Annotated in this window: 24 protein-coding genes; 6 read left to right on the top strand and 18 right to left on the bottom strand. The window is 70.2% G+C overall.

Annotated features, from left to right (window positions below):
* Nucleotides 1-3: 3 nt before the first annotated feature.
* From cysS to prfA, 5 genes are all read right to left on the bottom strand, one after another.
* A complete protein-coding gene (gene cysS / locus PVT71_RS01145; protein ID WP_353472660.1) occupies nucleotides 4-1,440 on the bottom strand; it encodes a cysteine--tRNA ligase in 1,437 nt (478 codons plus the stop codon).
* Nucleotides 1,441-1,575: 135 nt separating this feature from the next.
* A complete protein-coding gene (locus PVT71_RS01150; RefSeq protein ID WP_353472661.1) occupies nucleotides 1,576-2,112 on the bottom strand; it encodes a DUF1697 domain-containing protein in 537 nt (178 codons plus the stop codon).
* A gap of 120 nt (nucleotides 2,113-2,232) precedes the next feature.
* Nucleotides 2,233-2,952 carry a DUF4167 domain-containing protein gene (locus PVT71_RS01155; RefSeq protein WP_353472662.1) on the bottom strand — a complete coding sequence of 240 codons (720 nt, stop codon included), beginning with the start codon at nucleotides 2,950-2,952 and terminating at the stop codon, nucleotides 2,233-2,235.
* A gap of 227 nt (nucleotides 2,953-3,179) precedes the next feature.
* Complete coding sequence (gene prmC, locus PVT71_RS01160) at nucleotides 3,180-4,031, bottom strand: peptide chain release factor N(5)-glutamine methyltransferase (RefSeq protein ID WP_353472663.1); 852 nt, start codon at nucleotides 4,029-4,031, stop codon at nucleotides 3,180-3,182.
* Complete coding sequence (gene prfA / locus PVT71_RS01165) at nucleotides 4,028-5,074, bottom strand: peptide chain release factor 1 (RefSeq protein WP_353472664.1); 1,047 nt, start codon at nucleotides 5,072-5,074, stop codon at nucleotides 4,028-4,030. The genes prmC and prfA overlap by 4 nt, the downstream gene beginning before the upstream one ends.
* A 166-nt stretch (nucleotides 5,075-5,240) precedes the next feature.
* On the opposite strand from prfA, the gene PVT71_RS01170 reads away from it, so the two are divergent.
* The gene (locus PVT71_RS01170) at nucleotides 5,241-5,930 is read left to right on the top strand and encodes a glutathione S-transferase family protein (RefSeq protein WP_353472665.1); all 690 of its coding nucleotides are present in this window, start codon (nucleotides 5,241-5,243) and stop codon (nucleotides 5,928-5,930) included.
* Nucleotides 5,931-6,015: 85 nt separating this feature from the next.
* Here the strand turns inward: PVT71_RS01170 and PVT71_RS01175 are convergent, their stop codons facing one another.
* The 4 genes from PVT71_RS01175 to PVT71_RS01190 all read right to left on the bottom strand — a co-directional run bounded on the left by PVT71_RS01175 (nucleotide 6,016) and on the right by PVT71_RS01190 (nucleotide 9,920).
* Nucleotides 6,016-6,429 carry a DUF1499 domain-containing protein gene (locus PVT71_RS01175; protein WP_353472666.1) on the bottom strand — a complete coding sequence of 138 codons (414 nt, stop codon included), beginning with the start codon at nucleotides 6,427-6,429 and terminating at the stop codon, nucleotides 6,016-6,018.
* Between the two features lie 122 nt (nucleotides 6,430-6,551).
* Nucleotides 6,552-7,511 (bottom strand): agmatinase, encoded by a 960-nt coding sequence (speB, locus tag PVT71_RS01180; protein WP_353472667.1) that lies wholly within the window; start codon nucleotides 7,509-7,511, stop codon nucleotides 6,552-6,554.
* A 4-nt stretch (nucleotides 7,512-7,515) separates the two neighbouring features.
* Entirely contained in the window at nucleotides 7,516-8,682 is a 1,167-nt protein-coding gene (locus PVT71_RS01185; protein WP_353472668.1) for a M20 aminoacylase family protein, read from the bottom strand.
* Between the two features lie 77 nt (nucleotides 8,683-8,759).
* Complete coding sequence (locus tag PVT71_RS01190; RefSeq protein ID WP_353472669.1) at nucleotides 8,760-9,920, bottom strand: M20 aminoacylase family protein; 1,161 nt, start codon at nucleotides 9,918-9,920, stop codon at nucleotides 8,760-8,762.
* 63 nt (nucleotides 9,921-9,983) lie between these two features.
* Between PVT71_RS01190 and mazG the strand changes: the two genes are divergently transcribed.
* Nucleotides 9,984-10,844 carry a nucleoside triphosphate pyrophosphohydrolase gene (mazG, locus tag PVT71_RS01195; protein ID WP_353472670.1) on the top strand — a complete coding sequence of 287 codons (861 nt, stop codon included), beginning with the start codon at nucleotides 9,984-9,986 and terminating at the stop codon, nucleotides 10,842-10,844.
* Between the two features lie 92 nt (nucleotides 10,845-10,936).
* Complete coding sequence (locus PVT71_RS01200) at nucleotides 10,937-11,938, top strand: Fe(3+) ABC transporter substrate-binding protein (protein WP_353472671.1); 1,002 nt, start codon at nucleotides 10,937-10,939, stop codon at nucleotides 11,936-11,938.
* A gap of 197 nt (nucleotides 11,939-12,135) precedes the next feature.
* Here the strand turns inward: PVT71_RS01200 and PVT71_RS01205 are convergent, their stop codons facing one another.
* On the bottom strand, nucleotides 12,136-13,278 hold the full coding sequence (locus PVT71_RS01205) for an alpha-D-ribose 1-methylphosphonate 5-triphosphate diphosphatase (RefSeq protein ID WP_353472672.1): 1,143 nt from the start codon (nucleotides 13,276-13,278) through the stop codon (nucleotides 12,136-12,138).
* 72 nt (nucleotides 13,279-13,350) lie between these two features.
* Here PVT71_RS01205 and PVT71_RS01210 point away from each other — a divergent pair, with 72 nt between their 5' ends.
* Nucleotides 13,351-14,034, top strand: a complete 684-nt coding sequence (locus PVT71_RS01210; protein WP_353472673.1) for a DUF1045 domain-containing protein — start codon at nucleotides 13,351-13,353, stop codon at nucleotides 14,032-14,034.
* Here PVT71_RS01210 and phnN read toward each other — a convergent pair.
* The 8 genes from phnN to phnG form a co-directional block, all read right to left on the bottom strand.
* A complete protein-coding gene (phnN, locus tag PVT71_RS01215; protein WP_353472674.1) occupies nucleotides 14,016-14,558 on the bottom strand; it encodes a phosphonate metabolism protein/1,5-bisphosphokinase (PRPP-forming) PhnN in 543 nt (180 codons plus the stop codon). The genes PVT71_RS01210 and phnN overlap by 19 nt on opposite strands.
* A complete protein-coding gene (phnL, locus tag PVT71_RS01220) occupies nucleotides 14,555-15,238 on the bottom strand; it encodes a phosphonate C-P lyase system protein PhnL (RefSeq protein WP_353472675.1) in 684 nt (227 codons plus the stop codon). The genes phnN and phnL overlap by 4 nt, the downstream gene beginning before the upstream one ends.
* 64 nt (nucleotides 15,239-15,302) lie before the next feature.
* A complete protein-coding gene (phnK, locus tag PVT71_RS01225) occupies nucleotides 15,303-16,073 on the bottom strand; it encodes a phosphonate C-P lyase system protein PhnK (RefSeq protein WP_353472676.1) in 771 nt (256 codons plus the stop codon).
* The gene (locus PVT71_RS01230; RefSeq protein ID WP_353472677.1) at nucleotides 16,070-16,939 is read right to left on the bottom strand and encodes an alpha-D-ribose 1-methylphosphonate 5-phosphate C-P-lyase PhnJ; all 870 of its coding nucleotides are present in this window, start codon (nucleotides 16,937-16,939) and stop codon (nucleotides 16,070-16,072) included. The genes phnK and PVT71_RS01230 overlap by 4 nt, the downstream gene beginning before the upstream one ends.
* On the bottom strand, nucleotides 16,936-17,340 hold the full coding sequence (locus PVT71_RS01235) for a hypothetical protein (RefSeq protein ID WP_353472678.1): 405 nt from the start codon (nucleotides 17,338-17,340) through the stop codon (nucleotides 16,936-16,938). The genes PVT71_RS01230 and PVT71_RS01235 overlap by 4 nt, the downstream gene beginning before the upstream one ends.
* Nucleotides 17,337-18,428, bottom strand: a complete 1,092-nt coding sequence (locus PVT71_RS01240; RefSeq protein ID WP_353472679.1) for a carbon-phosphorus lyase complex subunit PhnI — start codon at nucleotides 18,426-18,428, stop codon at nucleotides 17,337-17,339. Before PVT71_RS01240 ends, PVT71_RS01235 begins: the two co-directional genes overlap by 4 nt.
* Entirely contained in the window at nucleotides 18,428-18,994 is a 567-nt protein-coding gene (gene phnH / locus PVT71_RS01245) for a phosphonate C-P lyase system protein PhnH (protein WP_353473900.1), read from the bottom strand. The genes PVT71_RS01240 and phnH overlap by 1 nt, the downstream gene beginning before the upstream one ends.
* Before the next feature lie 14 nt (nucleotides 18,995-19,008).
* Entirely contained in the window at nucleotides 19,009-19,458 is a 450-nt protein-coding gene (phnG, locus tag PVT71_RS01250) for a phosphonate C-P lyase system protein PhnG (protein WP_353472680.1), read from the bottom strand.
* Nucleotides 19,459-19,572: 114 nt separating this feature from the next.
* On the opposite strand from phnG, the gene phnF reads away from it, so the two are divergent.
* Complete coding sequence (gene phnF / locus PVT71_RS01255; protein ID WP_353472681.1) at nucleotides 19,573-20,328, top strand: phosphonate metabolism transcriptional regulator PhnF; 756 nt, start codon at nucleotides 19,573-19,575, stop codon at nucleotides 20,326-20,328.
* A gap of 41 nt (nucleotides 20,329-20,369) precedes the next feature.
* Nucleotides 20,370-21,551, top strand: coding sequence for an alpha-D-ribose 1-methylphosphonate 5-triphosphate diphosphatase (locus tag PVT71_RS01260; protein WP_353472682.1), 1,182 nt, complete (start codon nucleotides 20,370-20,372; stop codon nucleotides 21,549-21,551).
* The last annotated feature ends 104 nt before the right edge of the window (nucleotides 21,552-21,655 follow it).

Genomic DNA, 21,655 nt, shown 5'->3' on the forward strand with positions numbered 1-21,655 from the left:
GCATCACACCAGCCCCTCCAGCTTGGCCGCGTCGAACCCGGCGCCGGGCAGAAGCTCGACACCCGCCTTCGACATGCGCACCTCGACCCCGGCCGCGATCAGCGCGGTCTTGAGCCGGTCGACCTCGGAGAAATCCTTGCTCTCCATCGCCTGCGCCCGCACGCCCGCGAGGTGGTCCGCCAGACCCGAGAGGTCCGGCCCCGCGCTCACCCAACCGCCCAGCTCGTCCGTCAGCAGGCCCAGAAGCTGCGCCGAGGCAAGAAAATCCTCCACGGAAACCGGGCCTTCAGGCGTATCCACGCCTCTCTCAAGAGCCGATGCCATCGCGTGAAGACGTGCGATAACACCCGCGGTATTCAAATCGTCCTTGAGCGGTGCGATCTCGATTTCGCTTGGAGTGCCGGGCTTCACGCCTTCGGTAATCTTCCGCCACCTCCGCAGAGTCGCCTCGGCCTGCGCCGCCTTCTCGGCGGTCCAGTCCATCGGCTTGCGATAGTGCGTCGAGAGCATCACGAAGCGGATCACCTCGCCCGGCACGGCGGGCTGGCCGTCGTGGCCGTCGAGCAGGTCGCGCACGGTGAAGAAGTTGCCGAGCGACTTCGACATCTTCTTGCCCTCGACCTGCAGCATCTCGTTGTGCAGCCAGACCTTGGCGAAGTCGCCATGCGGGTGCGCGCAGCAGCTCTGCGCGATCTCGTTCTCGTGGTGCGGGAACATCAGGTCATTGCCGCCGCCGTGGATGTCGAAGCTCTCGCCCAAAAGCTCGTAGGACATCGCCGAGCACTCGATGTGCCAGCCCGGACGGCCCCGGCCCCAAGGCGAGTCCCAGCCCGGCAGCTCGGCGTCCGAGGGTTTCCACAGCACGAAGTCCATCGGGTTGCGCTTGTAGGGCGCGACCTCGACCCGCGCGCCGGCGATCATGTCGTCGACCGAGCGACCGGAAAGGGCGCCGTAATTCTTGTAGCTCTCGACCGCGAAGAGCACGTGGCCCTCGGCCTCGTAGGCATGGCCGTCCGCGATCAGCCCCTCGATCATCGCGACCATCTGCGGGATGAACTGCGTGGCGCGCGGCATGTGGTCGGGCTCGGCCACGCCGACCGCGCCCATGTCCTGCAGGTACCAGCCGATCGTCTCTTCCGTCCGCTCGGCGATCAGCGCCTCGAGGCTGCGCGGATCGCCCGCGGCCTTGCGCGCCTGCGCGGTGGCGTTGATCTTGTCGTCGACGTCGGTGAAGTTGCGCACGTAGGTGACGTGCTCCGCGCCGTATTCGTGCCGCAGCAGCCGGGCCAGCACGTCGAAGACGATGGCCGGGCGGGCGTTGCCGAGATGCGCGCGGTCGTAGACCGTCGGCCCGCAGACATACATGCGGACGTTCTGCGGATCGATCGGGGTGAAGGGCTCTTTCCGGCGGGTCTTCGAGTTGGTCAGCGAGATGGTCATGTCGCGCTCCTTCGCGGCGGTCGCGGCGGGATTAGCAACTTCGTCTCTCGATTGGAATAGAAGACCGGCCCGCCGAAGTGATCAGCAGGTAATGCAGCAAATCCGGATGAGGGTGCGCATGGTCATGACCCGCTTCTAGCGCGTCTCTTCCGCTGCGTCCAGCAGCTGGATGAGCTTGCCGAGCGACGAGAGGTTCCGCGCGGTGAGCGGCGCCCCCGCGACCGCCTCGAACCGCTGCGCCAGCTTCGAGCGGCCGAAGCCGCCGGGCGTGTGCAGCCAGAGGATGCCCTGTGCCTCGGCGATCTCGTCGCCGGGGGCCGCGTGGCGCTCGAAGAGCGCGCAGTCGATCCGCGCCGGGCCGAAGAGGAAGCCGGCGTGGACCTGCTTCGGCGCCGCCGGGGCGAAGGGGCAGCCGCTGACCGCGCGACGGATCTCCGAAAGCGGCAGGACCAACACCGGCACCTCGAGCCCCCGCGCCGCGAGCGCCGCCCGCAGCGCCGCCGCCAGCTCGGGGCGCGCGCCCTCCGCCGCGAAGACGAGGTTGCCCGAGGTGAGGTGGCTCTGCACATCCGTCCAGCCGAGCCCCTCGCAGAGCCCGCGCAGGTCAGCCATCGGCAGCGTGTTCGCGCCGCCGACGTTGAGCCCGCGCAGCAGCGCCACGCGAAGGGTCATCGCCGCCACCCCTGCCCTGCGCCGGTCCCGCGCCTGCCCGGGCCGCACCCATGGAAAAGGCCCCGTCCTTTCGGCGGGGCCTTCTCGAAACTTGCGCACCTGTGCGTCGGCGCGGCCACCTTACTCGGCGGCGTCCGGTGCGGAGCCGCCATTGCTCGCGGCTTCCTCGGGCTTCTTGCGCGGCTTGCGGGCGCGCTTGGGCTTCTCGGGAGCGGCCTCTGCGGCGGCGCCACCCTCGGCGGCCCCGGCGGCGTCACCGGCGGGCTCGGAGGGCTTGCTGCGGCGGCTGCGCGGCTTGGGCTTGATCTCCGCGCGGCTTTCCGGCGTCTCGACGAGGCCGCTGTCCTCCTCGTCGTCATGGCCCGTGTCCAGCAGGTCCGGCTGGTCGCCGAGACCCGGCACGCTGGCCTGGTCGAGATCGGCGCGCGGCGCCTGCGGCTCGTAGCCGGCCTCGGGCTGCTGCCCGCCCTCGCCGCGGCCTTCGCCGCGGGACTGGTCACGGCCCTGGTCACGGTGGTCCGAGCGGTCACGGTCGCGCTGCTGCTGGCGCTCGCGGTTCTCGCGCTCCTGCTGTTCGCGGCGCTGCTCGACCTCCTTCTGCGCTTCGGAAAGCATGCGCAGGTAGTGTTCGGCGTGCTGCTGGAAGTTCTCGGCGGCCACGCGGTCGTTGGCCAGAGCGGCATCGCGGGCAAGCTGGTTGTACTTGTCGATGATCTGCTGCGGCGTACCGCGCACCTTGCCCTCCGGGCCCGAGCTGTCGAACACGCGGTTGACGACGTTCCCAAGGGTGTTGCGGTTGCGGTTGTTCTTCGACCGCGAGCGGGATTTCGAGGATCGCATCTTGTCTGCTATCAGCCTTGTGTCTGACTGTCCCTGTGATCGCGGCGCTGCACCTGTTCGGCGCGGTCTTGACCGTGATCACTCCAATGTCGGGTTAAAGTCGAGCGGGACCGCTGTGAGGCATCCACCGCTCCGACCTCTCCTGCTAACCATTTCGAGACGGGCCTGACAAGAGAAAAATCGTCCGAAAACCGACGATTTCCCGCCGAGCGCGTCCGACGGGTGCCTCAAAGCGCGTCGAGACGGCCGCTGACCACGCGATTCCGCCCGTCGAGATCGGCGATCACCGCCACGTCGCGCAGCCCGGCCGCCTCGAAGAGCGCCGCAACGTCAGGCCCCTGCAGCGGCCCGATCTCGACCAGCAGCCGCCCGCCCGGATGCAGGTGCGCCACGGCCCCGGCGGCGATCGCGCGGTAGGCCGCGAGCCCGTCGCCCTCGTCGGTGAGCGCCATGCGCGGCTCGTGCTCGCGCACCTCCGGCGACAGGCCCGCCATCTCGGAGAGCGCGATGTAGGGCGGGTTCGACACGATCAGGTCGAAGCGCTCGGGCGCCTGCCCCAGCGCGCCCCACCAGTCGCCCTGCGCCAGCGCCGCGCGCGGCTCGAGCGCCAGCGCGTTGCGGTTCCAGAAGGCCACTTCCAGCGCCTTCTGGCTGAGGTCTGTGCCGATGCCCGTGGCCCCCTCGCGCTCGGCCAGAAGCGTCAGCAGGATGCAGCCCGAGCCGGTGCCGAGGTCGAGCACCCGGGTGAACGGGCCCGAGAGCGCCGCCTCGATGAGAATCTCCGTCTCGGGGCGCGGGTCGAGCACCTCGGGGGTGACGAGGAACTCGCGCCCGTAGAACTGCCGCCGCCCGATCAGGTGCGAGACCGGGACGCGCGCGGCGCGGCGGTCGATCAGCGCGTCGAAGATCACCACGTGCTCGGGCGCGACCGGCTCGGGCAGGAAGAGGGTCAGCCGCCCGGGCGGCACCTTCAGCACATGCGCCAGCAGCCGCCGGGCGTCGCGGCCGGGATCGGCCACCCCCGCCTCGACCAGCCGCGCCGTCGCGCGGGCAAGCAGCGCGGAGCCCGTCGCCGTCATGCCATTTCCGCCAGCAGCGCGGCCTGCGCGTCGGCGGTCAGCGCGTCGATGATCTCGTCGAGGTCGCCGCCGAGGATCGCCTCGAGCCGGTAGAGCGTGAGGCCGATGCGGTGGTCGGTCATCCGGCCCTGCGGGAAGTTGTAGGTGCGGATGCGCTCCGAGCGGTCGCCCGTGCCCACCTGCGCCTTGCGGTCCGAGGCGCGGCTGTCCGCCGCCTTCTGCCGCTCCATGTCGTAGAGGCGGGCGCGCAGCACGTTCATCGCGATCTCGCGGTTGCGGTGCTGGGACTTCTCGGACGAGGTCACCACCAGCCCGGTCGGCAGGTGGGTGATGCGCACGGCGGAATCGGTGGTGTTGACGTGCTGACCACCCGCGCCCGAGCTGCGCATCGTGTCGATGCGGATGTCGTTCGCATTGATCTCGATGTCCACCGCCTCGGCCTCGGGCAGCACCGCCACGGTGGCCGCCGAAGTGTGGATGCGCCCGCCGCTCTCGGTCTCGGGCACGCGCTGGACGCGGTGCACGCCGCTCTCGAACTTGAGCCGAGCAAAGACGTTGTCGCCCTCGATGCGCACCACCAGTTCCTTGATGCCGCCAAGCTCGGACATCTGCTCCTCGATCACCTCCCAGCGCCAGCCGCGGGTCTCGGCGTAGCGCTGGTACATGCGGGCGAGGTCGCCGGCGAAGAGCGCCGCCTCGTCGCCGCCGGTGCCGGGACGGATCTCGAGGATCGCCGGCCGGGCGTCGGCCGCGTCGCGCGGCAGCAGGGCGAGTTGCAGCGCGTGCTCGGCCTCGGGGAGGCGGGCGCGCAGCTGCGGCAGTTCCTCCTCGGCCAGCGCCTTCATCTCGGGGTCCGCGAGCATCGCCTCGGCCTCGGCGAGATCGGCCTGCAGCCCCTCCCACTCGGCGATCTGGTCGACCACGGGCCTCAGCTCGGCATATTCCCGTCCGAGCGCGGCGATGTCGCCACGGCCCTCGGCCATGCAGGCCTGGACATACTCGAAACGGTCACGGATCTGGTGAAGGCGGTCTGCTGGGATCATGCCGACCTCCTTTCCCGATTGCCGCGCGGCGGTCAAGAGCGGGCATCGGCCAGCCCTCGCCCACAGCGGCGGGAAGGTTTGACCAAGGGTCGATATGTTGATATCAACGTAAGAGTTGATATCAACCCTTCTCATTCCTCTCAGGCATTCCGAAAGGGTCACGTCCATGACCACCAATTTGACCGAAACCCCGCTCACCGTCGTCGCCTTCGACTGGGTTCCGCCCTTCGCCCAGGGGCTCGTGCGCGACCTGCGCGTCCGCTGGGCGCTGAAGGAGGCCGGCCTGCCCTACGAGGTGGACCTGCTGGCGATGGGCACCCAGGGCCAGCCCGCGCATCTTGCCCGCCAGCCCTTCGGCCAGGTGCCGGTGCTGGCCACCGGCGAGACGACCATGTTCGAGAGCGGCGCGATCCTGTGGCGCATCGCCGAGGCCAGCGGTGGCGCGCTCCTGCCCGCGGACCGCGCCGGGCAGGACCGCGCGCTCAGCTGGGTCTTTGCCGCGCTCAACACCATCGAGCCGCCGATCCTGATGCTGCAGCAGGCCGGGCGCCTCGCCGTAGACAAGGCGGCGGCCGAAACGATGGAGGGCGAGATCCGCAAGGCCATCGAGCGCCGCCTCGGCCAGCTTCAGGCGGCGATGGAGGGGCGTCAGTGGCTCGCGGGCGACGGTTTCACCGTGGCGGACCTGCTGATGGCCAGCGTGCTGCGCAACCTGCGCAATACCGACATCGTGGCGCAATTCCCGAAACTGGACGAGTTTCTCGGCCGCTGCACCGCCCGGCCCGCCTTCACCGAGGCGCTCGAGGAGCAGATGGTGCCCTTCGCCGAGAACGCCGCGCGCTACGCCGCGGAGTGAGCGGCACGCACAACGCTCCCGCGGCGACCGCGGGAGCAAATCTCTTGGAAGAGATTTGCAAGGTCCTTCGAAGGACCTTGCCGCCTCAGTCCTGCTGCGCGTCCAGCTTGGCGAGCCAGTCGTCGACGCGGGCCTTGTTGACCCCCATGTCGGACTGTCCGAAGCGCTGGCGCGCGTAGAGCCCGAGCTGGCCGTCGTTCTGCTGCACCGTGGTGTAGTCCGGGAAGCCCATCCATTTCGAGCGCGAGACGTAGGTCGCCCGCCCCTCGGCAGGGCTGCCCGCCAGCACCTCGGTGCGCGGGCTCTCGAGGATGATCCGGTGCAGCGCCTCGAAGGTCTTCTCGCCGCCGGGGATGCGCCGGCGCACGCCGCTGGCAAGATCCTGGTCGGCGCTCACCTGCGGATCGACGTTCCAGACGGCGGGGTCCGAGGGCGCCAGCCGTATCCACGCCAGACCGGCGATAACCAGCAGAAGCACAATCCAGAATATGATGCGCACCACGCGTTCCTTTCGTCGCTTGCCGCCCGCCGCGGATGACGCAACGGATGGCTCCTGATTTCACAATTCCCGCGCCCGTTCAAAGCGCCTCACGCGCCGCTCGCGGGATTGTGCCCATCGGCTCAGCGCCGGGTCCAGCCCCAGAGGCACAGCAGTTCCATCGCCACGTGCGCCCCCGCGATGGCGGTCGCGCCGGTGGTGTCGAAGGGCGGCGAGACCTCGACCACGTCGCCCCCGACGAGGTTGATCCCCGCCAGTTCGCGCAGGCAGACCGCCGCCTGGTGGCTCGAGAGCCCGCCCCAGACCGGCGTGCCGGTGCCCGGCGCGAAGGCCGGGTCGAGCGCGTCGATGTCGAAGGTAAGGTAGACCGGATGGCCGCGCACGATCTCGCGCGCCCGCGCCGCCGCCGCCTCGGGGCCGATGCGGTGCAGCTCCCGCGCGTCGATGATGTTGAAGCCGAGCGTGTCGGGATTGTCGGTGCGGATGCCGATCTGCACCGAGCGCGCCGGGTCGACGAGCCCCAGCTTCACCGCCTTGTACATGAAGGTGCCGTGGTCGATCCGCGCGAAGTCGTCATCCGCCCATGTATCGGTATGCGCGTCGAACTGGATCACCGACATCGGCCCGTACTTGGCGGCATGGGCCTTGAGGATCGGCAGGGTGATCGAGTGATCACCACCCAGCGTCACCGCCGCGGTCTCGGTCGCGAGGATGCCCGCGATGTGCCGCTCGAGCGTTTCGGGGAAGGCCGGCACGTTGGCATAGTCGAAGGCCAGATCGCCACAGTCGGCAATGGCGAACTCGGACAGCACGTCGTAGCCCCAGCCATAGGGCGCGTCGCAGGGCTGCAGCAGCGACGCCTCGCGGATCGCCCGAGGCCCGAAGCGGGTGCCGGTGCGGTTGGTCACCGCCTGGTCGAAGGGCACGCCGGTCACCGCGATGTCGGCCGCCGCGAGGTCCTTGGTGTAGCGCCGGCGCAGGAACGAGGCCGCACCCCCGAAGACATTCTCGAAACTCGGACCCTTCAGCTCCTCGCGGGTGAAGGCGTGGTCGACCTGGGATTTCGCGTCTTCGAGGGCCATGGGATCACTCCTGAAGCGGCAGCGCGGTCTCGATCAGCCGCGCGAAGAAGCTCGCACCAATGGGCGCGATCTCGTCGTTGAAGTCGTATTTCGGGTGGTGACAGCCGAAGGTGTCGCCCTGCCCGAGGAACAGGTACGCCCCGGGGCGCGCCTCGAGCATGTAGGAGAAATCCTCGGCGGGCATGATCGGATCGCAATCGTCAACCACCTTGTCGGCGCCGACGATCTCGCGCGCCACCTGCGCCGCGAAGGCCGCCTGCGCCGGGTGGTTCACCGTCACCGGATAGCCGCGGTCGTAGGTCAGCTCGGCGGTGCAGCCGTAGACCTGCGCCTGCGCCTCGACGATCTCGCGGATGCGGCGCTCGGCAAGGTCGCGGATCTCTGCCGAGAAGCAGCGCACGGTGCCGGTCAGGTAGGCGGTGCCGGGGATGATGTTGAAGGTGGTGCCAGCGTGGAACTCGGTCACCGACACGACCAGTCGGTCGAGCGCGTTGACGTTGCGGCTGACGATGGTCTGCATCGCCTGCACGATGGCGGCCCCCGCCGGTATCGGGTCGATGCAATCCTGCGGCGAGGCGCCGTGGCCGCCCTTGCCGGTGATGTCGATGCGGAACTCGTCGGCCGAGGCCTGCAGCGGGCCGGAAGTGGTCAGGAAATGCCCCTGCGCATCGCCCGGCGCGTTGTGCATGCCGTAGACCTCGGCGATGTCGAAGCGGTCCATGATGCCTTCGTCGATCATCGCCTTGGCCCCCGCGCCGCCCTCTTCGGCGGGCTGGAAGATCAGCGCCACGCGACCGGCGAAATTGCGCGTCTCGGCAAGGTACTTGGCGGCGGCGAGCAGCATGGTGGTATGGCCGTCATGACCGCAGGTATGCGCGACGCCCGGCACCTTGGAGGCATGGTCGGTGCCCGACAGATCCTCCATCGGCAGTGCGTCCATGTCGGCGCGCAGCCCGATGGTCCGCCCGGTGCCGCGCCCCTCGATGATCGCCACGACGCCCGACTGCGCGATGCCCGGATGGATCTCGGTGATGCCGAAGCTTTCCAGCTTCCCGACCACGAATTTCGCCGTCTCGTGGCAGTCGTACTGCAGCTCGGGATGCTGGTGCAGGTGGCGCCGCCAGGCCTTCAGCGTCTCGGCGTCGGCGGCGATGGAATTGATGACGGGCATTCGCGGTCTTCTCTCGGGTCAGCCCCCGGCCGGGATGGCCGGGGTCGCGTCTTGCCCGCAATGAAGACCGAAAAGTCTTACGCCCGCAAGGGTTGCCGAGTCTCGATGATCTTGACGAAATAGGAGGCGCCGAGCGGTGCCGCCTCGTCGTTGAAGTCGAACTTCGGGTGGTGCACCGACGGCCCGATCCCCTGCCCGAGATAGACGAAGGACCCCGGCCGCGCCTCGAGCATGTAGGAGAAATCCTCGGCCCCCATCGAGGGCGCGATCTCGTCCAGCACCTCGGGCACGACGCCCCTCGCCACCTTTACCGCGAACTCGGTCTGCGCGGCGTGGTTGACGGTCGGCGGGTAGTTCGGCTGGAAGTCGAGATCGGCGGCGACGCCGTAGGCCATGGCCTGCCCACCCACGATCTCGCGCAGGCGGCGCTCGGCCATCGCGCGGATGCCGGGATCGAAGCTGCGGATCGTCCCCGCGAGCCGCACCGTCTCGGGGATCACGTTGGTGGCCGAGCCGCCCTGCACCGTGGTGAGCGAGACCACCAGCGATTTCAGCGGGTCGGCGTTGCGCGACGGAACCGACAGCAGCGCCTGCCCGATGGCCAGAGCGCAGGGCACCGGGTCGATGCAGAGGTCGGGATGCGCCGCGTGGCCGCCCTTGCCGGTCAGCACCAGCTCGAAGTCGTCCACCGCCGCCATGATCGGGCCCTTGGTGGTCGCCATGGTGCCGAGCGGCAGCGACGGGTCGGTGTGGATCGCATAGACCTCGGAGACCCCGAACCGGTCCATGATGCCGTCCTCGACCATGATGCGCCCGCCGCCGATCGTCTCCTCGGCGGGCTGGAAAATCAGCGCGACCTTGCCGGCGAAGTTGCGCGTCTCGGCAAGGTAGCGCGCGGCGCCCAGCAGCATCGTGGTATGCCCGTCATGGCCGCAGGCATGCATCTTGCCGGGCACGAGGCTGGCGTGCTCCGCGCCGGTCTCCTCGTCCATCGGCAGCGCGTCCATGTCGGCGCGCAGCGCGGTCACCGGGCCCTCGCCCTGCCCCTCGATGATCGCCACGACGCCCGACTCGGCGATGCCCTCGTGAATCTCCGTGATCCCGAACTCGCGCAGCCGGGCGACGACAAACTTCGCCGTCTCGTGGCAGTCGAGGCTCAGCTCGGGGTTCTGGTGCAGATGGCGGCGCCAGGCGCGCATGTCGTCGGCGTAATCCGCGATCCGGTTCACGATGGGCATGGGTGGACTCCTGAAGGTCTTTGAAGCAGGAAAAGGTCAAATACACATTTGGCGGAGAAGTCCATGACCCTCGATGCGCGTGACGAGCTGATCCACGATCCCAGGGGCGGCATGCCCCGCCTGCTGGAGATCATGCGCCGCCTGCGCCACCCCGAGACCGGCTGCCCCTGGGATCTCGAGCAGGATTTCGCCACCATCGCCCCCTACACGATCGAGGAGGCCTACGAGGTCGCCGACGCCATCGAGCGCGAGGCCTGGGCCGAGTTGAAGGGCGAGCTGGGCGACCTGCTCTTCCAGTCGGTCTTCCACGCGCAGATGGCCGAGGAGCGCGGGCTCTTCAGCTTCGACGACGTGGCCAACACCATGTCCGACAAGATGGTCACCCGCCATCCGCATGTCTTCGGCGACGAGAGCAACGAGAAATCCCCCGAGCAGCAGACCGCCGACTGGGAGAAGATCAAGGCCGCCGAACGCGCCGCCAAGGCCGAGAAGGGCGTGCTCGACGGCGTCGCCATGGGTCTCCCGGCGCTCCTGCGCGCGGTCAAGCTGCAGAACCGCGCCGCCCGCGTCGGCTTCGACTGGCCCTCGACCGACGAGGTGATGGACAAGCTCATCGAGGAGGTGCAGGAGCTGCGCGAGGCCACCGACCCCGATCACGCCGAGGAGGAATTCGGCGACCTGCTCTTCGTCATGGCCAACCTCGCCCGGCACATGAAGATCGACCCCGAGCAGGCGCTGCGCCGCGCCAACGCCAAGTTCACCCGCCGGTTCAAGTCGATCGAGGCCGCGCTCGACGCCCGCGGCAAGCGCCCCGAGGACAGTGACCTCGCCGAGATGGACGCGCTCTGGGACGAGGCCAAGGCCGCGGAAAAGGCTCAGAAGGCCGCCCGCGCCAATCCGGCGCAGCCGGTCACGAAAGCCTGATCTTTCCTCTAAGGCATTGACCTGATAATTTCACTCGGGATATTGACCCGCAAGAATTGGCCCATCCCGACTTGCATGACCGGAGGACTTTGATGCTGCGTCTCGGAACCGCCCTCGCCCTGATCGCCTGCGCCGCACCCGCGCTGGCCGAGGAAGTGAACCTCTATTCCTACCGTCAGCCCGAGCTGCTGCAGCCGCTGACCGACGCCTTCACCGCCGCCACCGGCATTGACGTCAACGTGGCCTACATCGACAAGGGGCTCGAGGAGCGCCTCGTCGCCGAGGGCGACCGCTCGCCCGCGGACCTCATCTTCACCGTCGACATCTCGCGCCTTGCCGCCGCGGTGCAGGCGGGGGTGACCCAGCCGGTGCACAGCGACGTGCTCGACGAGAACGTGCCCGCCCAGTACCGCGACCCCGACGGGCAATGGTACGGGCTGACCACCCGCGCGCGCATCGTCTACGCCGCGAAGGACCGCGTCGATCCCTCCGAGATCACCACCTACGAGGATCTGGCCGATCCGAAGTGGAAGGGCCGCATCTGCACCCGCTCCGGCACGCATGACTACAACGTCGCGCTGGTCGCCGCGATGATCCACCACCACGGCGAGGAATACGCCAAGACCTGGCTGCAGGGGCTGAAGGACAACCTCGCCCGCCGCCCGCAGGGCAACGACCGCGCGCAGGTCAAGGCGATCTGGGCCGGCGAATGCGACATCGCGCTCGGCAACACCTACTACATGGGCCAGATGCTGAACGACCCCGAGCAGGTGGACTGGGCCAACTCGGTCAACGTGCTCTTCCCGGTCTTCGAGCACGGCGGCACCCACGTGAACATCTCGGGCGTGGCGATGACCAAGTCGGCACCGAACCGCGAGAACGCGCTGAAGATGATGGAATACCTGTCCTCGCCCGAGGCGCAGGAGATCTACGCCCACGCCAACTTCGAATACCCGATCGCCCCCGGCACCGAGGCGGACGACCTGGTCAAGGGCTGGGGCAGCTTCACCGCCGACGACACCAACCTCATGACCCTCGCGCAGCAGCGCGGCGCCGCGCTGCGGCTGGTCGAAGAGGTCGATTACGACGGCTGATCCCGCTCCGGGTTGAACGCCTAAGGGGCCCCGCGGGGCCCCTATTTCATGCGCGGTCCCCGCGGCCCGCGCGGCAGGAGGGGGCGCCGCCCCCTCGGCGCTGCGCGCCTCACCCCCGGAGTACTTGCGGAAAGATGAAAGGCAGGGGGCGCGCCCCTGCCCTTCTTCTCTTTTCAAATACGCATATCCCGCACGCGTCAGGCCACGCGGCGCCCGTGGCTCCAGACCCCCCGCAGGCAGGGCTGGCCCTCGATCCGGCGCAGCCGCACCACGTCGGCGAGCAGCCCCGGCGCGAGCCGGCCGCGGTCGTCCAGCCCCGCGGCGGCGGCGGGCGCGGCGCTCACCGTGGCGATGCCGCGCGGCAGGTCGTCCCAGAGGTCGGCCAGCAGGAAGGCCGCGCCCATCAGCGCCGCCGGCACGTAATCGGACGAGACGATGTCCAGCAGGTCGAGCCGCGCCAGCTCCTCCGCCGCGACGTTGCCCGAGTGCGACCCGCCCCGGATGAGGTTCGGCGCGCCCATCATGACGGCGATGCCGGAGGCCTTGCAGGCCCGCGCCGCCTCGACCGTGGTCGGGAACTCCGCCAGCCGCACGCCGTAGCCGCGGCTCACCTCGACATGCCCGGCGGTGGTGTCATCGTGGCTCGCCAGCACCGCGCCGAGCCGCTGCGCCGCGGCGACGGCGCCGGCCTCGTGCGCCTCGCCGAGCTCGGCGCGCAGCCGGGTGAGCGTGTCGACATGGTCGATGAAATCCTCGTCCGACAGCCCGTGCTTGCCGCAGACGTATTCCTTGAACTTGCCCATGTCGCGGAACTGCCGCTGCCCGGGCGTGTGGTCCATCAGCGAGACGATCCCCACCCGGTCCGCCGCGCCGAACTCCGCCAGTTCCTCGAGCAGCGTCTCCGAGCAGGTCTCGGCGCGCAGGTGCAGGAAGTGGCTGATCTTCAGCATGTCGCGCGCCCGCGCCTCGAGCAGCTCGCCCGCCAGCGCGCGGGCATACTTGCCGTAACGCGACTTGCGGTCGGTGATCACCGAGCCCACGCGCATCGCGTCGAAGACGGTGGTGATCCCCGCCGAGGCGAGCTCGGCATCATGCGCGAGGATCGCCGCCGCGTGCGGCCAGTTCACATTCGGGCGCGGCTGCATGTGCCGCTCGAGGTTGTCGGTGTGCAGCTCGATGAGCCCGGGGATCAGCAGATCGCCGTCGCAATCCTCCGCCCCCGCCGCGACACCCACACCGGGATCGATCGCGGCGATGCGCCCCTCCTCCATCACCAGCGAGCCGGTGATCACCTCGTTTTCGAGCACGATCCGCGCATTGCTCAGGATGGTCCGTGCCATGGTCTACCTCTTTCTCTCGGCGCCCTTTGCGCCGTCATGCAACTGTGACATGACGCTGTCATGACGCGCGCCATGCAAGATTATTCCCGTTACGCCATCTACTACGCCCCGCAGCCGGGGCCTCTGGCCGACTTCGCCGCCGCCTGGCTGGGCTGGGACCCCGCCCGCGGCATATCCGTTCCCCATCCCGCGCTGCCCGGCCTGCCCCGGCCGGTCTCGGAGATCACCGAGTCGCCGCGCAAATACGGCTTCCACGGCACGCTCAAGCCGCCCATGCGGCTGGCCGGCGGCCGCGAGGCGCTGCAGGGTGACCTGCAGGCGCTGGCGGCGCGGCTCGCGCCGGTCACCCTGCCCGGCCTTGCGCTGAGCCGCATCGGCAGCTTCCTCGCGCTCACCATCGACGGCGACGCCGCGCCGCTTGCAAGGCTCGCCGGAGAGGTGGTCGCGGCGCTCGACGCGCACCGCGCGCCGCCCTCCGAGGCCGAGCTCGCACGCCGCCGCAGCGCGCGGCTGAGCCCGGCGCAGGAGGCGAACCTCGCGCGCTGGGGCTATCCCTACGTGATGGAAGAGTTCAAGTTCCACCTCACGCTCAGCGGCAAGCTGGCCTTCGGCGAGGCCGAGACGGTCGCCGAGGCGCTGCGCCCGGCGCTTGCGCCGCTGCTGCCGCAGCCCTTCGAGATCCGCGAGCTCTGCCTCTTCGGCGAGGCGGAGGACGGGCGCTTTCACCTCATCCACCGCTACGCCCTCACCGGCTGAAGCAGTGCCACCAGCCGGTCCGCCGCCACGTCGAGTGGGCCGGAATTGTCGATCTCGTGCACCTTCAGGCCCGCCGGCAGCGGCAGCGCCGCGCGCGAAAGCCGCGCGGTGATCTCCGTGGCGCTCTCGCGCCCCCGCGCGGCCAGCCGCTCGGCCAGCACCTCGGGACGGGTGGTCACGTGCAGCACCTCGAGCTCGGGCAGCGCCCCCGCCGCCTGCTCGAGCGCCCCGCGTGAGCCGTTGAACACCACCGGGCGGCCCTGCGCCCGCGCCGCCAGCTCGCTGCGGCGGATGCCGTAGCGCAGCCCGTGCGCGCCCCAGTGCAGGGCAAAGCCCCCCTCCGCCAGCATCTCGTCGAAGCGCGCCTCGGAGACCGCGAGGCAGGGCTCGCCCCCGGCGCCGGGCGCGCGGGTCACCACGCGCTGCACCACGTAGAGGCCCGGCACCCGCGCCGCCGCCTCGGCGAGCAGGCTGTCCTTGCCCACCCCCGAGGGGCCGACGAGGGCGAAGATGCGCCCGCTCATGCCGCCCGCGCCGGGGTGAAGGCGCTCACGTCGATCTCGCGGTCGCAGACGCGCTCGCGCGCCTCGACGTCGTGGAAGATGCCGACGATCGCCGCGCCGCGGGCCTTGGCCTCCTCGATCAGCTCCAGCACAACCGCGCGGTTGGTGGCGTCGAGCGAGGCGGTGGGCTCGTCGAGCAGCAGCGCCGGGAAGGCATGGGCAAAGCCGCGCGCGATGTTGACCCGCTGCTGCTCGCCGCCCGAGAAGGTGGTGGGCGAGAGGCTCCAGAGCCGCTCGGGGATGTTGAGCCGCGCCAGCAGTTCGCGCGCCCGCGCCTCGCCCTCGGCGGCACTGCCGCCCGCGGCCAGCACCGGCTCGGCGACCACCTCCAGCGTCGGGACGCGCGGCACCACGCGCAGGAACTGGCTGACGTAGCCCAGCACCTCGCGGCGCAGCTTCAGGATCTCGCGCGGCTCGGCCTGCGCCACGTCGACATCGCCCACGAGGATGCGGCCCGACGCGGCAAGGTAGTTGCCGTAGATCATCCGCATCAGCGTGGACTTGCCCGCGCCGGAATTGCCCACCAGCGCGACGCATTCCCCGGGCGCCACGGAAAGCGAGGCGCCCTCCATCACCGGGATCACCGCGCTGCCCTGGTTGTGCAGCACGAAGCTCTTCGACACGTCCGAGATCCGGATCATCGCCCTTGCCCTTCTTCTCTTTTCAAATACGCAAATCCCGCCCGCGCCACGGGCGCCGCGCGCCTCATACCTGCAGCACGCTCGACACGAGCAGCTGCGTGTAGCCGTGCTGCGGATCGTCGAGCACCTGGTCGGTGAGCCCGGTCTCGACCACGCGCCCCCCCTTCATCACCATCAGCCGGTCGGCGAGCAGCCGCACCACGGCAAGATCGTGCGTCACGATGACCGCCGAGAGCCCCATCTCGCGCACGAGGCCGCGCAGGAGGTCGAGCAGCCGCGCCTGCACCGAGACGTCGAGCCCCCCGGTCGGCTCGTCCATGAACACCAGCCGCGGCCCGGTGACGAGGTTGCGGGCGATCTGCAGGCGCTGCTGCATGCCGCCCGAGAAGGCGCGCGGGCGGTCGTCGACCCGGTCCTCGGCGATCTCGACCCGGCCCAGCCAGTCGATCGCCTGCGCCCGGATGCCCGCGTAGTTGCGCGCGCCGACGGCCATCAGCCGCTCGCCGACGTTGCCGCCGGCCGAGACGCCCATGCGCAGCCCGTCGCGCGGGTTCTGGTGCACGAAGGCCCAGTCGGTGCGCGCCAGCATCCGCCGCTCGGGCTCGGACATGGTGAGCACGTCCTGCGGGCCATCCGCGCGGGTGTCGAAGACCACGTTGCCCGCGTCGGGCGCCAGCTGGCCCGAGAGGCACGACAGCAGCGTCGACTTGCCCGAGCCGCTCTCGCCGACGATGCCCATGACCTCGCCCGGCCAGAGATCGAAACTCACCTCGCCGCAGCCGAGCCGCGCGCCGTAGTGCTTGGTCACGCCCTGAACGGAGAGCAGCGGGGTCATGCGAATTCCTCCTGCGGGGAGAGTGCGCCACGATGCCCTTGGGCCTGTCGCGAGGCGCAGAAGTCGGTGTCGGAGCAGACGAACATCCGCCCGCCCGCGTCGTCGGTGATCACCTCGTCGAGGTAGCTCGTGCCGCAGCCGCAGAGATCGCAGTCGTGGTCCGCCTTGCTGGGCTCGAACGGGTGGTCCTCAAAATCGAGGCTGACCACCTTCGTGTGCGGCGGCAGCGCGTAGATGCGCTGCTCGCGGCCCGCGCCGAAGAGCTGGATCGCCGCGCTCTCGAGCCTCGGGTTGTCGAACTTGGGGATCGGCGAGGGATCCATCACGTAGCGCCCCTCGACCTTCACCGGGTAGGCATAGGCCGTCGAGATCGCGCCGTTATGGGCGATGTCCTCGTAGAGCTTGACGTGCATCAGCCCGTATTCCTCGAGCGCGTGCATCTTGCGGGTCTCGGTCTCGCGCGGCTCGAGGAAGCGCAGCGGCTCGGGGATCGGCACCTGGTAGACGAGGATCTGCCCCTCCCTGAGCGGCTGCTCGGGGATGCGGTGGCGGGTCTGGATGACGGTCGCCTCCTCGGTGTGCTCGGTCGTCTCCACCTCGGCGGTGCGCTCGAAGAACTTGCGGATCGAGACGGCGTTGGTGGTGTCGTCGGCGCCCTGGTCGATGACCTTGAGCCGGTCCTCGGGGGTGAGGCAGGCGGCGGTCACCTGCACGCCCCCCGTCCCCCAGCCGTAGGGCATCGGCATCTCGCGGCTGGCGAAGGGCACCTGGTAGCCCGGCACCGCCAGCGCCTTGAGCAGCGCCCGGCGGATCATCCGCTTGGTCTGCTCGTCGAGATAGGCAAAGTTGTAGGCCTGCGCGGTCATGCGTCCGGCTCCTCGCCGAAGAGATAGATTTCGCCCCAGACGATCTCGTCGCCGAGTTCCGGGTCGCTGAAGGCCTCGAGCAGGCCCTCGTCGACCGCGCCGTCCTCGTCGAGCGGCAGGTCCGAGGGCGAGGCGATCAGCTTCACGTCCTCGATGCTGCCCGCGACGCCGCCGCATTCGGCGACATGCTCGGCCAGCTGCACCTCGACCTCGGCCGGGGAATTGGCCGAGAGGCAGATCCACAGCACCGCCAGCGCGGCCTCGTCGTCGATCGCCTCTTCCTCGTCGCCGAAGAAGGGAGAGACGGTGCCCGGCATCCGGATCACCTCGACCAGCGCGCAGTACCAATCCTGCCCGGCGGGCAGTTCGGGCAGTTTCGCCCCGTGATAACCCTTGCTCATTCCGCAGCCTCCCTCAGCTGTGTGGTGCCCATCGCCTCTGCCCGCATCCTGCGGACCAGTTCCAGCTCGGACTGGAAGTCGACATAGTGCGGCAGCTTGATGTGTTCGAGAAAGCCCGTGCCCTGAATGTTGTCGGAATGGGCAAGAACGAACTCCTCGTCCTGCGCCGGGGCGCCGACGTTCTCCTCGCCCAGCTCCTCCCAGCGCAGCGCCCGATCGACCAGCGCCATCGAGATCGCCTTGCGCTCGGTCTGGCCAAAGACCAGCCCGTAGCCGCGGGTGAACTGCGCGGGCTCGGTCTTCGAGCCGGCGAACTGGTTGACGGTCTCGCATTCGGTGAGCGTGAGCTCGCCGATGCAGACGGAAAAGCCCAGTTCCGGCACCTCCATCTCGACCTCGACCGCGCCGATGCGCAGCTCGCCGACGAAGGGGTGGTTGCGGCCGTAGCCGCGCTGGGTTGAATAGGCCATGCCGAGCACGAAGCCCTCGTCGCCGCGGGTCAGCGCCTGCAGGCGCAGCGGGCGGCCGGCGGGGTATTCCATCGGCTCGCGGGTCATGTCGGGGGGCGTTCCGTCCGAGCGCGGCTCGTCCTGGATGAGCCCGTCGCGGTTGAGGAACTCGGTCACCCGCGGCGTCGGCTCGCGGCGCGGCGCGGCCTCGCGCGCCCGCGGCGCCTCGCCCTCGGCCTCCAGCGCGAAGTCGAGCAGCCGGTGCGTGTAGTCGAAGGTCGGCCCCAGCACCTGCCCGCCCGGCACGTCCTTGAAGGTCGCGCTGATGCGCCGGTCGCAGCGCATGGCGCCGGTGTCGACCGGGGCGGAATGCCCGAGCCGCGGCAGGGTCGTGCGGTAGGCGCGGATCAGGAAGATCGCCTCGATGAGATCGCCGCGCGCCTGCTTGATCGCGAGCGCCGCGAGGTCGGGATCGTAGAGCGAGCCCTCGGCCATCACCCGGTTCACGGCGAGCGCCATCTGCTCGCGGATCTGCGGCACGGTCAGCTCGGGCACGGCGGTGTCGCCCCGCCGCTCCTCGGCCAGCCATTCATGCGCCGCGTCGATCGCGCGCTCGCCGCCTTTCACAGCCACATACATCAGAGCGCCTCCACTTTCGTCGTGCGCGGCAGCGCCGCAAGCCTGTCTTCGCAGGTGAGGTAGCAATCCCAGCCCAGCGGGAAGAGCAGCGCATTGCGGGCGAAGGCCTCGACCTCGGGCAGGCTCAGCGCCGCCTCGGTCTCGATGCCCGGTCCGGTGAGCCTCATGCCCGCGTTTTCCAGCGCCTCCACCTCGACGATCAGCGTCACCGAGCGATCAGGGTATTCCGCCGTGCCGATGCGGTAGCGGTCGAGCGGCTTCAGCGCCTCCCAGCCGCCGAGGGCGAACATCGCCTCTTGGGCGGGCACGATCGGCGCGCCGAGGTGGAAGGCGATCCAGCGCCGCAGCGCCTCGCCGTCGCAGCCGGGCGCGAGGTGGATCGGCGTCTCGCGGTCGCAGAGCGTCAGCAGCAGAACCGCCGCCGCCGTGGAGATCCCCGGCGCCTCGGCACCCTCGACCGTCTCGATCCGGCCCGGCCGCGCCATCGCCTCGAGCGCCGCGCGGAAGGCCCGCGCCGCCTGCACCGGGGCGTCGGCAAAGCCGCCCGTCAGCGCGTCGCCGTTCAGAAGATCCGCCATCGTCACTCCCCCCGCACCATGGTGAAGAAGTCCACCTTCGTCGCCGCGGCCCGTGCCGCCCGCGCGTCGCGCCGCGCCGCCTCTTCCGAAGCCAGCGGCGCCAGCACGGCGGCCTGCATCTCGCCCGCCCGCGGCCCCTGCATCAGCGCATCCACCAGCGCGGCGCGCTCGGCATGGGCGCGGCTGCGCCCCTGCACATGGGCATGGCCGACTTCGCCGGACTCCAGCCGCAGCGCGCAGCGGGTGACGGTCATCTCGCCGAGGTTGAAGGGCGCGCCGGTGCCGCCCATGCGGCCGCGCACCATGACGCCGCCGGTCTCGGGCACGCGCAGCCAGTCGAAGCCGGGCAGAGCCGCCCCCTCCAGCAGTGCCGCCAGCCGATCCGCCGGGGCCCGCGCCAGCAGGCCCATCCAGCCCTGCCGCGCGGCGATTTCCTGTTCAGGAGTTTCCATCTGGACACCTTGCCGATTTGTCTAGATAACTATACAACTAGACATGTCATACGCCTGTCGCCCCGAGTCGGGCAAGGGCCGATCGCATGAAGTTTCGGTGACAAAGGTCCGCACATGCCCCGTTCCCCCGTCTGGCACGCCATCGCCACCACGCTCGAAGGCGAGATCTCGCGCGGGCATTATCGCCCCGGCGACAAGCTGCCGACCGAGGCCGAGCTGGCCACCCGCTTCGGCGTCAACCGCCACACGGTGCGCCACGCGCTCTCGGACCTCGCCGAGCGCGGCCTCACCCATTCGCGGCGCGGCGCCGGCGTCTTCGTGCGCATGGCGCCGATGGACTACCCGATCGGCGGGCGCACCCGGTTCAGCCAGAACGTCCGCGCCTCGGGTCGCCTGCCCGACCGCCGCCAGTTGCGCATGGAGACCCGCCCCGCCGACGCGTCCGAGGCCGAGGCGCTGCAGCTGACCCCGGGCGAGCCGGTGCTGGTGCTCGAGGGCATCTCGCTGGCGGGCGGCGTGCCCATGGCGCATTTCGTCTCGCTCTTCCCGATCACCCGCCTGCCCGGGCTCGACGCCACCCTGCGCGAGGTGAACTCGGTCACCGAGGCGCTGCGCCGCCACGGCATCGCCGACTACACCCGCGCGATGACAAGGCTCACCGCCGAGCCCGCCTCGGCCACCCAGGCACTGCACCTCGGCCTGCGCGAGGGCGAGCCGCTGCTGCGCTCCACCGCGCTCAACCTCGGCCCCGACGGCGCACCGGTGGAACAGGGCCACACCTGGTTCGCCGGGGACCGGGTCGCGCTGACCATCAGCCATGACGACACCTCCGCCGCACCACGTCACGCCGGTGACACAGAGCCGGGGTAGAACCTGCCGAAACCCCAGAGCAGCCACGGCGGGTGACAAGCATGACTGCCCTACTTCCCCCCCTGCGCCTCACCGGCGCGACCCTTCTTCGCGACGGCGCGCTGCAGAAGCGCTCGCTGGTGATCGAGGGCGGCGTGATCAGCAAGGGTCCGCACCCCGAGGTCGACCTGTCGGGATACCTGATCCTGCCGGGCATCATCGACCTGCACGGCGATGCCTTCGAGCGCCACATCGCGCCGCGCCCCTCCGCGCCCTTCCCGATCCTCGCCGGCCTGCGCTGGACCGACCGCGAGGCCGCCGCCCACGGCGTCACCACCGCCTGGCTCGCCCAGTGCTGGAGCTGGGAGGGCGGCATGCGCGGCCCGGATTTCGCCGAGCAGGTCATGGCCGCCCTCGCCGCCTACCGCCCGCGCGCCCAGACCGACCTGCGCCTGCAGATCCGCTGCGAGACCCACATGCCCGAGACCCGCGAGCGCCTGCTCGAGGCGCTGCTGCGCCACGGCGTGGATTACGTGGTGTTCAACGACCACCTGCCCGAGGCGCTCGACGTCGCCGCGCGCGATCCGCACCGGCTGGCGCTCTGGGCCGAGCGCGCCGGCGAGACGCCGCAGGATTTCATCAACCGCCTGCACGCCGCCAAGGCGCGCGGGCGCGACGTGCCGCGCCACCTCTGCGCGCTGGCCGAGAAGTTCGACGGGCTCGACATCCGCTACGGCAGCCACGACGACCCCGACGGCGAGACCCGCGAGTATTACCGGCTCATCGGCGCCCGCATCGCCGAGTTCCCCACCACGGTCAGCGCCGCCAAGCTGGCCCGCGCCTTCAACGACCCGGTGCTCATGGGCGCGCCCAACGTCGTGCGCGGCCAGAGCCAGGCCGGCAATGTCTCGGCCCAGCACCTCGTCGCCGCCGGGCTCTGCGACGCGCTGGTCTCGGACTACCACTACCCCTGCCTCGCCGAGGCCGCCTGGACGCTGGTCGACAAGGGGCTGAAGTCCCTGCCCGAGGCCTGGGCGATGATCTCGACAACACCGGCCGAGATCATGGGCCTCGTCGACCGCGGCGCGCTCGACCATGGCCGGCGCGCGGACTTCGTGGTGGTCGACGCCGCCAGCCGCGCCATCGAGGCCACGGTCTGCGGCGGCCGGCTCACCTACCTCTCCGGCGAGGCCGGCGCCCGGCTGGTCTCGGCCATGCAGGGCCAGCGCATGGCGGCCGAGTAGCGGGCCGCGGCGCCCGGCGGGATCTTTCGCACCGGCAGCACGGCGCGCCGCGGTTAGGCGCTTGTTCAGTCTTTCGTGGTTGAACAGGCGGCATCGCCCGGCGC

Origin of the sequence: Salipiger sp. H15 (assembly GCF_040409955.1) — a bacterium.
In the GTDB taxonomy this organism is placed as follows: domain Bacteria; phylum Pseudomonadota; class Alphaproteobacteria; order Rhodobacterales; family Rhodobacteraceae; genus Salipiger.